The sequence below is a fragment of the Arthrobacter sp. PsM3 genome (genome assembly GCF_030433895.1).
In the GTDB taxonomy this organism is placed as follows: Bacteria; Actinomycetota; Actinomycetes; order Actinomycetales; family Micrococcaceae; genus Arthrobacter.
Genome location: NZ_JARUXE010000018.1, coordinates 1 through 12,949 on the forward strand (window position 1 = coordinate 1; position 12,949 = coordinate 12,949).

At 69.2% G+C, this 12,949-nt stretch carries 15 protein-coding genes; 10 read left to right on the plus strand and 5 right to left on the minus strand.

Annotation, left to right across the window (positions count from 1 at the left end):
* Positions 1-202 precede the first annotated feature (202 nt).
* The 5 genes from QCD75_RS11110 (at position 203) to QCD75_RS11130 (ending at position 2,949) form a co-directional block, all read left to right on the plus strand.
* A complete protein-coding gene (locus QCD75_RS11110) occupies positions 203-622 on the plus strand; it encodes a VOC family protein (protein ID WP_301228552.1) in 420 nt (139 codons plus the stop codon).
* Between the two features lie 74 nt (positions 623-696).
* Positions 697-1,053: a cytoplasmic protein gene (locus QCD75_RS11115; protein WP_301228554.1), complete on the plus strand. Its 357-nt coding sequence runs from the start codon at positions 697-699 to the stop codon at positions 1,051-1,053.
* A 124-nt stretch (positions 1,054-1,177) separates the two neighbouring features.
* The gene (locus QCD75_RS11120; RefSeq protein ID WP_226759012.1) at positions 1,178-1,387 is read left to right on the plus strand and encodes a hypothetical protein; all 210 of its coding nucleotides are present in this window, start codon (positions 1,178-1,180) and stop codon (positions 1,385-1,387) included.
* A 30-nt stretch (positions 1,388-1,417) separates the two neighbouring features.
* Positions 1,418-2,236, plus strand: coding sequence for an alpha/beta fold hydrolase (locus QCD75_RS11125; RefSeq protein ID WP_301228557.1), 819 nt, complete (start codon positions 1,418-1,420; stop codon positions 2,234-2,236).
* A complete protein-coding gene (locus QCD75_RS11130; RefSeq protein WP_301228559.1) occupies positions 2,233-2,949 on the plus strand; it encodes an esterase/lipase family protein in 717 nt (238 codons plus the stop codon). The genes QCD75_RS11125 and QCD75_RS11130 overlap by 4 nt, the downstream gene beginning before the upstream one ends.
* Here QCD75_RS11130 and QCD75_RS11135 read toward each other — a convergent pair.
* Positions 2,946-3,125, minus strand: a complete 180-nt coding sequence (locus QCD75_RS11135) for a hypothetical protein (protein WP_301228561.1) — start codon at positions 3,123-3,125, stop codon at positions 2,946-2,948. The genes QCD75_RS11130 and QCD75_RS11135 overlap by 4 nt on opposite strands.
* Positions 3,126-3,294: 169 nt before the next feature.
* On the opposite strand from QCD75_RS11135, the gene mgtA reads away from it, so the two are divergent.
* The 3 genes from mgtA to QCD75_RS11150 all read left to right on the plus strand — a co-directional run bounded on the left by mgtA (position 3,295) and on the right by QCD75_RS11150 (position 7,892).
* Positions 3,295-5,994, plus strand: a complete 2,700-nt coding sequence (mgtA, locus tag QCD75_RS11140; RefSeq protein ID WP_301228563.1) for a magnesium-translocating P-type ATPase — start codon at positions 3,295-3,297, stop codon at positions 5,992-5,994.
* A gap of 127 nt (positions 5,995-6,121) precedes the next feature.
* Positions 6,122-7,474 (plus strand): phosphoribosyltransferase family protein, encoded by a 1,353-nt coding sequence (locus QCD75_RS11145; protein WP_301228565.1) that lies wholly within the window; start codon positions 6,122-6,124, stop codon positions 7,472-7,474.
* Positions 7,475-7,478: 4 nt separating this feature from the next.
* On the plus strand, positions 7,479-7,892 hold the full coding sequence (locus QCD75_RS11150) for a DUF302 domain-containing protein (protein WP_301228567.1): 414 nt from the start codon (positions 7,479-7,481) through the stop codon (positions 7,890-7,892).
* A gap of 4 nt (positions 7,893-7,896) precedes the next feature.
* Here QCD75_RS11150 and QCD75_RS11155 read toward each other — a convergent pair whose 3' ends face one another.
* The 4 genes from QCD75_RS11155 to QCD75_RS11170 form a co-directional block, all read right to left on the minus strand.
* Positions 7,897-8,649: a hypothetical protein gene (locus tag QCD75_RS11155; protein WP_301228569.1), complete on the minus strand. Its 753-nt coding sequence runs from the start codon at positions 8,647-8,649 to the stop codon at positions 7,897-7,899.
* Between the two features lie 132 nt (positions 8,650-8,781).
* On the minus strand, positions 8,782-9,534 hold the full coding sequence (locus tag QCD75_RS11160; RefSeq protein WP_301228571.1) for an SRPBCC family protein: 753 nt from the start codon (positions 9,532-9,534) through the stop codon (positions 8,782-8,784).
* A gap of 5 nt (positions 9,535-9,539) precedes the next feature.
* On the minus strand, positions 9,540-10,409 hold the full coding sequence (locus QCD75_RS11165; RefSeq protein ID WP_301228573.1) for a hypothetical protein: 870 nt from the start codon (positions 10,407-10,409) through the stop codon (positions 9,540-9,542).
* A complete protein-coding gene (locus QCD75_RS11170) occupies positions 10,409-10,870 on the minus strand; it encodes a universal stress protein (RefSeq protein ID WP_301228575.1) in 462 nt (153 codons plus the stop codon). Before QCD75_RS11170 ends, QCD75_RS11165 begins: the two co-directional genes overlap by 1 nt.
* A gap of 131 nt (positions 10,871-11,001) precedes the next feature.
* Between QCD75_RS11170 and QCD75_RS11175 the strand changes: the two genes are divergently transcribed.
* Positions 11,002-11,874 carry an NAD-dependent epimerase/dehydratase family protein gene (locus QCD75_RS11175; RefSeq protein ID WP_301228577.1) on the plus strand — a complete coding sequence of 291 codons (873 nt, stop codon included), beginning with the start codon at positions 11,002-11,004 and terminating at the stop codon, positions 11,872-11,874.
* Between the two features lie 11 nt (positions 11,875-11,885).
* Positions 11,886-12,917, plus strand: a complete 1,032-nt coding sequence (locus QCD75_RS11180) for an aldo/keto reductase (protein WP_301228579.1) — start codon at positions 11,886-11,888, stop codon at positions 12,915-12,917.
* Positions 12,918-12,949 lie beyond the last annotated feature (32 nt).

The window sequence follows — 12,949 nt, forward strand, 5'->3', positions numbered from 1 at the left end:
GGCGGCGCCGGCCGCCGGTCCCCCGTCCTCATGTGCGCCGGGACGCCAGTGAGTCAGGGCGCTGCCGAAGCCGGACGCCGGCAGCGGCAGACACCTATCGGGAACGGCTGATTTGGGGCAGGATATGCCCTGTAAAAGTGCGCCGGCCGCGGCCGCAACCTGGCACCCCCGGCCGCGCCCCCAGCTGCAAGGAGTCCCGGACATGACCACGCTCAACCCGTACCTGAGTTTCCGCGACAACGCGAAAGAAGCCATGGCTTTTTACCAGTCCGTCTTCGGCGGCCAACTGAACATGAGCACCTTCGGCGAATATCAGGCCAGCGACGATCCCGCCGAGCAGGACAAGATCATGCACGCCATGCTGTCCACGGAAAAGGGCATGGTGCTGATGGGCGCCGACACGCCCAACGGGATGGACTACACGCCCGGCACCAGCATCTCCGTGTCCCTCAGCGGCTCCGACGAGAACGAACTGCGCGGCTACTTCGACAAGCTCGCCGACGGCGGAAAAGTGACCGTCCCGATGGAGAAGGCGCCATGGGGGGACATCTTTGGCATGTGCACCGACAAATTCGGGACCGACTGGCTCGTCAACGTCGGACCCGAACCCGGCCAGGCGTAGGTCCGGCTGAGTTCCCGGGCCTCCCCGGGGCCGCACCTCTGGCAGGCACAGGGGGAGAGGCGTAAGCTCGCGCCATGGGCCAGGATCCGGTGGTGTCGAACCCCGCGTTGTACCGGGTAGTTTTCGAGAATGCGCGCGTCCGGGTGCTCGAATACCGCGACGGTCCGGGCGACAAGACCGTGGAGCATGGCCACCCCGACAGCGTCATGGTCACCCTGAGCTCGTTCCGCCGCCGGCTCTCGGGCCACGGGGAGGACGTCGACGTCGAGATTCCCGCCGGGACGGCCCGCTGGCTCGCCGCCCAGGACCATTCCGGCGAGAACATCGGCGACACGGAAACGCACACCATATTCATCGAACTCAAGGAACCCGCGGCCGGGAAGACCACCGGTGAAGCGGCCAGGGCCCCGCTTGGTCCCGCCGACAGCTAGCTGCCCCCGGCCCCGCACCCCGGCCCGCCTCAGGCCGTATTCCCCTAGCCGGTGGCCCCGGCTATTCTATAGACGGCCGGGACAGCATTTTCGAGTCCACCTCCCCGGCCCAGAGAGGCGTGCCATGACCGAGAAGCTGCACCTCACGCCGGAGGATGAATTCCCCGAGGACCTCAGCAAGGTGGAGGACAAGGACCTGCAGGTCCTCGACAGCCAGGTCCAGCGGCAGCTGGACCACGAATACGTGGCCGACGGCGAACCGAACCCGGAGACCGAGTTCAGGCACTACGACCTTGACGAGGAGTTCAGCGAGCGGGACAAACGCGATGGCTGACCCGCCAAACTCTGTCAGTATGCTTACTGGATGCTGAAAGAGCCCCCCACACGCACGCCCGAACGCTTCGAGATTGAGGCAGCGGGCCATCTTGGCCACGTGTTTGTCTCCAAGAGCCCGGCCAGCCACGCGCCGGGGCGGACCGCCGTCGTACTGATCCACGGGATCGGTGCCTCGCACCGCTATCTCAGCCGGCTTCACGGGCTGCTGGCCGCATCCGTGGACACCTACTCGATCGACCTGCCCGGCTTTGGCGCTACCCCCCGGCCGGAGAACACCCTCCCGGTCGCGGACCACGCAGCCTACATCCTGGGCGCCCTCGAACAGCTCGGCGTCCTGGAGTTCGTGCTCGTCGGGCACTCTATGGGAAGCCAGTTCGCGGTTGAGGCCGCACTGCAGCAGCCGGGCCGCATTTCCCATCTGGTCCTGATGGGGCCGGTGGTCGACCCGCTGCGGCGCACCGTGGCGCAGCAGGCCACTGCACTGGGCCGTGACAGCCTCTTCTTCGAAAGCCCGTCCTCGAACGCCCTGGTCTTCACGGACTATCTCCGCTGCGGCCCGAGCTGGTTCCTGAAAACCTTGCGCGTCATGATGGGCTACCGGACGGATCAGCGGATCACCGGGGTCACGGCGCCGGTCCTCGTCCTGCGCGGCGCCAATGACCCCGTCGCGTCCGCGGACTGGTGCCGGCGGTTGACCGCCAGCGCGGCCCGGGGGCAGCTGCTCGAAGTCGAAGGCACCGGGCACGTGGTGCAGCACAACCGTTCGGTGGAAGTGGCCGGAGCCATCCTGGACTTCGCCGGGATCCAGCCGGCGGCCCGGGAGACACCACAGGGGCGCCCGGCATGAACCGGGTACTGCAGGCAGCCGGCTGGTGGGTCCAGGACTACGTCTACGCCGCGGGCCGGCAGCTGCTTAGCGCCGTCTCCCGGACCCGGCCGGACGATTTCCTCGGCGGGACCGGCCGGCCTGTCGTCGTGATTCCGGGTGTGTACGAGGACTGGCGCTTTATGCTCCCGCTGGTCCAGCGGCTCCATGAGGCGGGCCATCCGGTATATGTGCTGAGCCTGCTGCACCGGAACCGGCTCGCGGTGCCCAAAGCCGCGGATCTGATTGCGGGCTACATCCGGGACCGTGACCTGACGGACGCGATGATCGTCGCACACAGCAAAGGCGGGCTGATCGGCAAGTTCGTGATGATGCAACTGGACCCCGAACGCCGGATCGCGGGCATGGTGGCGGTCTGCTCACCGTTCTCCGGTTCACGCTACGCCTCGTTCATGCTGCTGCCGAGCCTGCGCGCCTTCTCGCCCCGCAATGCCGTGACGATTCAGCTCTCCCGTGAGGAACGCATCAACGAGCGCATTACCTCGGTCTACGGTCTCTTCGACCCGCATATCCCCGAGGGCAGCGTGCTGCCCGGCGCCCGCAATATCCAGCTCGACACTGCGGGCCACTTCCGCATCCTCGCCCACGAGGACACGATCCGCACCATCCTGGACGTCGCCGCCGGGACGCCGGCCGCAAGCCCTGCCACGCAGCGCGCCGGGCCGACCGCCTAGCCCTCGAAGTGGGTGCGGGCGGGTCCTTGACCGAGCGACTCCACGACCCCAGCAGCCACCACATGGAGCTTGATGTTGCGGGCCGCGCGGGTGTCGCCGTCGAGTAGGAACGGCAGAGCCAGGATGGAGCGCACTCCATGGCCGCGCACCGTGGCGGCGTACTGGATCTCGTCCATGGCCTGGGCCGCCGGGCTGCGCGCGGAAACCCGTGCCAGCTCACACCGGAACCGCTGCAAAACCGTACCGGGAAATTATATACATCCGGTTCCCGTGTTTCGACGCCCGTGAAGGATTCAGCTTGTGGACGTACCCTAGGGCATAACTCCACGTTCGAACGGATCCTGCATGCCAGAGCTCGATGTCCAGAGACCACCCGCTGCGCCCTTGATGATCGCCGACGCCGCCCACCGGCCGGTGGGCGAGGTCGCAGCGCAGCTTGGCTCCGGCGAGCAGGGCCTGAGCAGCAGCGAGGCCGCCCGGCGCCTCCTCGAGCTGGGACCGAATGCGCTCCGCACCCATCAGGCCAGCGGCTGGTCCGTGCTGGGCCGTCAGCTGCGCAGCCCCATCCTGATCCTGCTGCTCGTCACGGCCGGTCTCTCGCTCTTCCTCGGTGACGCCACGAACTCGATCGTGATCGGCGTGATCCTGCTGGTCAGCGTCGGATTGGGGTTCAGCAACGAATACCGCGCCGAACGCGCCGCCGAGGCGCTGCACTCCCGCGTCACCCACCGCGCCGTCGTGGTCCGCGACGGGACCCCGCAGGAAACCGACGTCACCGCGCTGGTGCCCGGCGACGTCGTGCACCTCGCCATCGGCGCGATCATCCCCGCCGATATGCGGCTGCTGACGGCGAAGGACCTGCTCTGCGACGAAAGCATCCTCACCGGCGAATCGATGCCGGTGAGCAAGGACCCCGCCCCCGTCCCCGGCGCTGCGGCGCTCGGTGACCTGACGTCGTGCCTGTTCATGGGAACCGTGATCCAGGCCGGCAACTGCGCCGGCGTGGTGGTCGCCACCGGCGGCCGGGCCGAATTCGGCCGGATCGCCCTCGGCCTCGGCGAACGTCAGCCGCAGACCGAATTCCAGCTGGGCCTCCAGCGCTTCTCCTACCTCCTGCTCCAGGTTGCCATCGGCCTCACGTCCCTGATCTTCATCGCCAACCTGGTGCTGCAGCGGCCCGTGATCGAGTCGCTGCTGTTCTCGCTCGCGATCGCCGTCGGGATCACCCCGCAGCTGCTGCCCGCCATCGTCAGCACGAGCCTGGCCACCGGCACCCGGCAGCTGGCCAAACGCAAGGTCCTGGTCAAACGGCTGGTCTGCATCGAGGACCTCGGCGACATGGACATTCTGGTGACCGACAAAACCGGGACGCTGACCGAGGGCCGGATCAGCTTTACCGCCGCCCTGCCCGCCGGCCCCGGCATCTCCGCGGGCGAGCTGCTCACCCTGGGGCTGCTGGCCACCGAAGCCGACTACGCCGAATCCAAAGGCTCCCCGGTGGGCCTGAACCCCCTGGACGCCGCGCTGTGGGCCTCCGCCGGAGCCGCAGCCTTCCAGCCCGCCCGGTACGAGCGGCTCGACGTCATCGACTTCGATCATCTGCGCCGCCGGACCAGCGTTCTGGTCAGCGAAGCGGGCGCCGCTGCCCGCATCGTCACCAAGGGATCGCCGGAAGACGTCCTGGCGCTCTGCGGGGACACCCCGGCACACGTGCAGGCGATGCTGGACGAAGAGTTCGACGCCGGCTCCCGGGTGGTGGCCGTCGCCACCCGCCCGGCCGGCGGCCTGACCGCAATCGGACCCCCGGACGAAAAAGACCTGGTCCTCGCCGGCTTCCTGATCTTCCTGGACCGGCCCAAGGCCACCGCCCGGGCTTCCCTGGACCGGCTCGAGGAACTCGGCATCACCGTCAAAATCGCCACCGGGGACAACGCGAAGGTCGCCGAAAAGGTCTGCGACGACCTCGGGGTCCTCTCCGGCGGCACGCTCACCGGCGCCGAGGTCGAGGCCCTGTCCGATCCGGAACTGGCCGCCGCCGCGCGTGAGGCCAGCATCTTCGCCCGGGTCTCGCCCGAACAGAAAGCCCGGATCATCCGGCTGCTGCGGCAAAGCGGAGGGTCCGTCGGCTTCATGGGCGACGGCGTCAACGACGCGCTGGCGCTGCACGCCGCGGACATCGGCATCTCCGTCGACAGCGCCACCGACGTCGCCAAGGATGCCGCCGACGTCGTGCTGCTGGACAAGGACCTGGGTGTCCTGGCCGAAGGCGTCATGGAGGGCCGGCGGATCTTCGCCAACACCATCAAGTACGTTCTGATGGGCACTTCCAGCAACTTCGGCAACATGTTCAGCGCGGCCACGGCCTCCGTCGTGCTGAGCTTCCTGCCGATGTTGCCGGGGCAGATCCTGCTGAACAACCTGCTCTACGACGCTGGCCAGCTCGCCATCCCGGGGGACCGGGTGGACAAGGAACAACTGGTTGCTCCCTCGCACTGGGACATCGGCTTCATCCGCCGCTTCATGTTTCTTTTCGGACCGATCAGCTCCCTGTTCGATTTCGCCACGTTCGCCCTGATGCTGTTTGTCTTTGATGCCGTCCCCGGCGAATTCCGGGCCGGCTGGTTCATCGAGTCCATCGCCACGCAGACGCTCATCATCTTCGTCATCCGGACCCGGCGGGTGCCGTTCTTCCGCAGCCGGCCCTCGGTGGGCCTGGTCGGCGCCTCCCTGGCCGTCGTGGCCCTCGGGGTCTACCTTCCGCTCTCGCCCCTCGCCGGTGTGCTGGGCTTCGATCCGCTCCCCGTCCCTTTCTTCCTGGCCCTGCTCGGAATGGCCGCGGTCTACCTGGTGCTGGTTGAACTCGCCAAACTCTGGTTCTACTCCCGCGCCGCGCAGCAGCCCGTCCTGCCCAAGCCTGCGGGCATCCGGCGCCGCGGCCGGACGCACCACATTTCGCGCCGGGCCGCGCGGTTCAGCACCGCGACGCCCGGCCACATGCTCCATCACCGGGGGGCCCGGCGGGGGCACCGGCCAAACCGGGCATAAAGGCCCTCACCCCCGGCGGGTTCCTGGCAGATAGTGGGAGGGAGCGGCCAACTGGTCAATTCCCCAGCCTGCGGAACGCACGCCTGGATGAGCCCGCGGCCGACATCCCGACTGGAAAGCCGTAGCGATGAGCATTTTCGAAGACAGGGTCGACGCCGGCCGGCAACTGGGGAGGCGGCTCGCGGAACTGCGGGGCCAGGACATCGTCGTCCTGGGTCTGCCCCGCGGCGGCGTCCCGGTCGCCTTCGAAGTCGCCGCGGCCCTCAACGCCCCGCTGGACGTGATCGTGGTTCGGAAACTGGGACTTCCCTACCAGCCGGAGCTTGCCATGGGGGCGATTGGTGAGGGCGGCGCCCGGGTGCTGGAAGAGCATGTGCTGGCCCATGCCCGGGTCAGCGACGCGGAGTTGCAGGCCGTCGAAGACCATGAACGCGCCGTGCTGGCGAACCGGGTGGCCCGTTTCCGGAAAGGCCGGATGCGCCAGGATCTCACCGGGCGCATTGCCGTGATCGTCGACGACGGCATCGCCACCGGTTCCACCGCCCGGGTCGCCTGCCGGATCGCCCGCGAGCTCGGAGCCGCGAGGGTCATCCTGGCTGTTCCGGTCGCCCCCGCCGACACCCTCCGAAGCCTGACCGAGCCCGACGAGGTCGTCTGCCTCGCCACACCGCACCAGTTCTCCGCGGTCGGCTACCACTACCGCGATTTCTCACCCACCGAGGACGACGAGGTGGTGCAACTGCTCGACGCGGCGGCCAAGCGGCTGCAGAATTCAGCGCCGGAGTCCCGGAAGCCGGCCGCGGCCGGCGTGGAGGACGCCGCCGAGCTCGATGAGGAAGTCGAGATCCCCTCGCGCGGGGTCCGTCTCCAGGGCCAGCTGCACCTGCCGGTCCCGGCCCCGGGCGTGGTGCTGTTCGCGCACGGCAGCGGCAGCAGCCGGCACAGCCCGCGGAACCGGTACGTGGCCGGGGTACTCCAGCAGGCCGGACTCGGCACCCTGCTGCTGGACCTGCTGACCCCGGCGGAGGAACGAAACCGCGCCAACGTCTTCGACATTGAACTGCTGGCCCGCAGGCTGTCCGCAGCCACGGACTGGCTCGCCACCCGGCCGGACACAGCCTCCTCCAGGATTGGCTACTTTGGAGCCAGCACGGGCGCCGGGGCCGCACTCTGGGCCGCCTCCGAACCCACTGCCAGGATCGACGCCATCGTCTCCCGCGGCGGCCGGCCGGACCTGGCCGGACCCAGGCTGTCCGCGGTCCGGGCCCCCACACTGCTCATCGTGGGCAGCTACGACCACGAGGTGCTCGAGCTCAACCGCAAGGCGAAAGCCATGATGCGCTGCCCCAACCAGCTGGCTGTGGTCCAGGGTGCCACCCATCTCTTTGAGGAAACCGGTACGCTGGCGGCGGCTGCCATCCTCGCCAGGGACTGGTTCGTCGACTACCTGCTAAAGGCCGAAACCAATCCCCAGGAGTAACCGCATGAGCTACACCTACACCGCCGTCGTCCCGCTGAACTGGGCGGAGGCCGTCGAAAAGACGCGTGCGGCGCTCGCCGCCCAGGGCTTCGGAATACTCTCGGAAATCGATGTGCGTGCCACCTTCGCCGCCAAACTCGGCGAGGAAGCCGCGGAAGCGCTGGGGGACTACGTCATCCTCGGGGCCTGCAACCCGATGCTTGCCAGCCGGGCGCTGGCCGCCGAACCGGAAATGGGGGCGCTCCTGCCCTGCAACGTCGTGGTGCGCCGCGGATCCGGGGCCACCGCGACCACCGTCCATGCCATCGACCCGCAAACCATGGTGCAGCTCAGCGGCGCACCCGAGGTCCGCGAGGTCGCTGAGGACGCCGGCACCCGCCTGCGCGCGGCCATGGCCGAACTCGCCGGGGGCGCCTGATCCGTCAGGCCCCGTGCACGTTGTGTTGGGCCCCGGGGTGGGCGCCGCCCCGGTGGCGGTAGGCGTAGACCAGCAGCGCCACACCGGCGAGGACCAGGAATACCGGGACGAAGAACTCACTCGCGGTGAGCAGCGCCGTGGCCTGCAGGGCGAAGATGAGCCCCAGCACGGCCAGGACCGCCGCCGGAATCAGGGGCCACTTCATCCGTGACGGTGCCGCGGGCCCCGGGTGGCCGGCCAGCGCTGCAGACCGGTCCGGGTAGCTGCCCGGGCCAGGGATAGGGCCGGAGCCAGGGTGCGAACCGTCGCTGGGGCTGGGGCCGGGGTGGACCGGAACCAGGGACAGGGCCGCGAACGTGGCAGCCAGGCCCAGGAACAGGACGGCGGCGACCGGTATGCCGCCCCAGGCCTGCGGGAGGGCCACCACGAGGGCGAGCGTCAGCATCACCCCGCAGGGGATCAGCGCCCACCAGTTGGAGCGTTCGCGCACATACACGGCGCCGAAGCCTGAGCCCATGAACAGGAAAAAGACAGCACCGCCCCATTCCGCCGCGCCCGGCCAGAGCTGGGTGAGAGTGATGACCGCCGCCAGGCCCAGGAAGACCGAGCCCGGGATGGCGGCCCACCAGTTGTCCCGGCTGCGGAGGAACAGGGTCAGGAAAGCGGCCCCGGCCGCCGCGAAAATAAGCGGCCACACGAGGGCCGCGCTGTCGAGGATCCCGAGCAGATCCAGCAGCAGCAGGACGCCGGCCGCCATTAAGGCTATGCCTGCGATGATACTGGTTCTTGCCGATTTCACCGTTTGCCTCCCGGAAGCCGGCGGGCGGCTGCGCACCGCCCCTGAATCTTCAGGCTAATCCGGTCCGGGGCGCCGGCGTAGGGCACAAGGTCATGGACGCCGGGGGCCGCCCCGGTAGCGGCCGCGGCCCTCGGCCAGGGATTTGAGGCCCAGCAGCATGCGCCGTTCCATGACGAACTGCACGGGTTCCAGCACTGGCCGGAGAATCAGCCCCACGGGGAGCGGGGAGTAGTCGTACCGCGTGCGGGACAGCAGCCGCGTGGTGTGTCCGTCGACGGGCTGCAGCACAAAGGTCCAGCCAAGCTCCAGCCGCGGGCTCGCCGCGGCCCCGCGGGAAGGGGTGCTCTTCCCGGTGCGTGGATCCATCGTGCCGCCGAGGGCCAGCACCGCTGCGGTCGCCAGGCGCCGGACCGGAATCCCGACGTCGGGGCCCAGCGGGATGACATCGCCGACGTCGAGCTGCTGGTATTCGGGCAGGATCCCGTCCGCGCTGTGCATGCCGAGGCCCGCGGCGTTCTCCAGCAGGTCATAGCTGTACATGCCCCCGCGCCCGGCACCCAGCTGGAGCAGCCAGGGCCAGATGCCCTCGGCCGGTGCGTTGATGGTGACGGCCCGGGTGCTCTGCATCCGCGGCGTCCGAACGAGTTCGTCGCCGGGGAGCGGGCCGGCGGCTTCCTGGCTGGTGGCACCCCAGTTCAGCAGCCGGGGCCGGACCGCGAGGACGTACCCGGCGGCGGCGGCCGCCGCGGCGAGGGCGGCCAGCGGTCCGCGGAGCCGGGTGGATGCGGGTCGCCCGGCGTGTTCCGCTGTGCGGGTCCCCGCCGAAACTTGCAGCTGTGCCATGGCTCCTACCCCTCCGGCCCTTGAACGGCGCCGGCGTCCGCGGTGTCCGGCCGGTGGATCCCGCGGCGCTGCGTCACGACCCCGCTGGAATCGAGCTCAAGTTTCCACAGGTGCAGCCCTCCCAGCACCAGGAAGAGCGCCGACAGCAGCACCGAGGACCACAGGGACAACGCCGAGACCGGGACGCCGAACTGCGGTTTGAACAGCTCGCCCAGCGCCAGGGAGAAGATCAGGGTGAACCCGAGCAGGTACAGCGCCGGCATAAGAACCAGCCCCGGCCAGCGGCGGCGGAACGTCCCAACGGCCAGGATCAGGAACGCCGGCATGATGAAGCACAGGTCAAGGATGAACACGGAGTAAAGCGAATCGATCTGCTCGCCGGTCCGCATCAGCGGCAGCAGCATGGCAACCCAGAGCGGATAGAAGATGAGCGGCTGCAGGAGCGCGCCCGCGGCCGAGAGCACCCGGATGCCCCGGGGGAGCCGCGCACGCCGCGGCCCGTCCGCCCGGAGCTCCAGCGCCGTGTAGACCATCCCCCAGAAGGACAGGGCAAAGACGGCCAGGTAGAGGAGATAGAAGCCGTTGTAGGTCCGCTCGATGGAGTAGATGCCGTACGCGTAGAACAGGTAGCCCAGGATTCCCAGCGCCGCGATCTGCGCCTTGGCCTGCCCGCGCCGCGCCGCGAACGCCAGGACCGGGAGGGTGATCCCGGCGGCGGCGGACATCAGGTCCTGCGAGACCGCGCCGGGCAGCAGCTCCGCCGCCACAACGCCCCGGTAGATGCCGGGGACCAGCAGCCCGGTCACCGCGGCCGGGAGGGTCAGCGCGCCGGTGAGGATCCAGAGGCCCCGGACCGGCCACCGGCTGCGGCCCATCACTTCCCCTGGTGCTCTCCCGCGTCCTCGCCGACCACCAGCACCGGGCAGTGGGCGTGGGCCGCGCAGGCGCCGCTGACCGATCCCATGACCTGCGCGAGGAAGCCGCCGCGGCCGCGCCTGCCGACCACCAGGAGCTGGGCGTTCCGGCTCTCCTCCACGAGGACCTTCGCCGGGGGCCCGAACTTCACGGTCCGGGTCAGGCCCTCCGGGACGTCAGTGCCGAAGGCACGTTCCAAGGACTCCCCGACGAGCCGCTTGGCCGTCTCTTCCAGCTGGGTCGTGGTGGGGGCGCGCTCTTCGGGCAGGTGGGAGGCCAGGAAAAGATCCGAGGTGCCCAGGCAGGTGACCACCTCCAGCGGCGCCCCAAGGCTTCTGGCCATCCGCCCGGCGAGCCGCAGCGCCGTCGTTGAGAAATCAGAACCGTCCACGCCCACGACTATCCGCTGATCAGCGTTCATGGCCCCCAGCCTGCCCGGTCAGCCCGGCAGTGCCTAGGGCCAAAAGTCACGCGGGGAACCGCCCCCCGGGGGTGTGCAGCGTCCCCCGCCCCCTCTAGGGTGGAACAAACCCTACGAGCCGAGGAGTGCAAATGAGAGTTGCTGTAACTGGAGGAAGCGGAAAGCTGGGCCGGAGCGTTGTCCGGCGGCTGGGCGAGGACGGGCACGAGGTCACCAACCTGGACCGCACGGGAACGCGCGGACACGGTTATACCGAGGTGGACCTGCGCAACTACGGCCAGGTGGTGGACGTGCTCCTGGGCCTTGAGGACCGGCACGACGGGTTCGACGCGGTTGTGCATCTGGCCGCGATCCCGGCCCCGGGCCACGCCCCGGACGCCGCGACCTTCGAGAACAACATGCAGGCCACCTACAACGTGTTCCAGGCGGCCCGACGGGCCGGGATCAAGAGGATTGTCTACGCGTCCAGCGAGACGGTGCTCGGCCTGCCGTTCGACGTCGACCCTCCCTACATCCCGGTCGACGAGGAATACCCGGCCCGGCCGGAAAGCACCTACTCGCTGGTGAAGCACCTTGAGGAGCAGATGGCGGTCCAGCTCACCCGCTGGGATCCGGAGCTGAGCATCACGGCCCTGCGCTTCTCCAACGTGATGGACCCGGAGGACTACGAGGAGTTCCCCGGCTTCGACGCCGACGCGACGCTGCGCAAATGGAACCTCTGGGGCTATATCGACGGCCGGGACGGGGCGCAGGCGGTGGCCCGTGCCCTCGAACACGGCACCCCGGGGTTCGAGGCGTTCATCATCGCCAACGCCGACACCGTGATGAGCCGCAGCAGCGCCAGCCTCGCCGCGGAGGTCTTCCCGAACGTGGCTGTGACCAGGGAGCTCGGAGAGCACGAAACCCTGCTCTCGATCGACAAGGCCAAGCGCCTGCTCGGCTACGCGCCGGAGCACACCTGGCGGAACTACCACCCGCTGCGCACCACGCCCACCGAAGACTGAAGGGGACTCCCATGAAATACCGCACGCTTGGCACCAGCGGCGCCGTCGTCTCCAACTACGCGCTGGGCACCATGACCTTCGGCGCCGAAGCCACTGAGGAACAGTCCCACGCGATCCTGGATGGCTACCTCGCGGCGGGCGGCAACTTCATCGACACCGCCGACGTCTACAGCTCCGGCGTCTCGGAGGAGATCATCGGGCGCTGGCTCGCCGCGCGCCCGGAGGCCCGGGACCGCGTGGTGCTCGCCACCAAGGGCCGCTTCCCGATGGGGAAGGCCCCGAACGACGTCGGCACCTCCCGCCGGCACCTGAACCGGGCGCTGGATGACTCGCTGCGCCGCCTTGGCGTGGAGCAGATCGACCTGTACCAGCTGCACGCCTGGGACCCCATCACGCCCCTGGAGGAATCGCTGCGGTTCCTGCAGGACGCCGTCTGCAGAGGCAAGATCGCCTACTACGGCTTCTCGAACTTCCTCGGCTGGCAGCTGACGAAGGCCGTCCACGTGGCCCGGTCCCACGGCTGGAACGGACCCGTGACCCTGCAGCCGCAATACAGCCTGCTGGTCCGCGAGATCGAGTCCGAGATTGTCCCGGCCTCGCTCGACGCCGGAATCGGGCTGCTGCCCTGGTCGCCGCTGGGCGGGGGCTGGCTCTCGGGAAAGTACAAGCGGGACCAGCCGCCGGCAGGCGCCACCCGGCTGGGTGAAAACCCGGAGCGCGGCATGGAAGCCTGGAAGGCCAGGAACGCGGACCCGCGGACCTGGGAGATCGTGGACGCTGTGCACGAGATCGCCGGACGGCACGAGGCAAGTGCCGCCCAGGTGGCCCTGGCGTGGCTGGCGGCACAGCCCGCCGTAACCTCGGTGATCCTGGGCGTGCGCAGCACGAAACAGCTCGCCGACAATCTCGCGGCCGCGGACCTCGCGCTGACCGAGGGGGAACTGCTGCGGCTAAGTGAGGTGAGCCGGCCGCGCGTCGGGGTCTATCCGTACGGGCCGATGGCCCAGGAACAGCGGAGCCGGAAGATCGCCGGCGGCCGCTAACACAGCAACAACACAGCAACGCGGGGTCACAT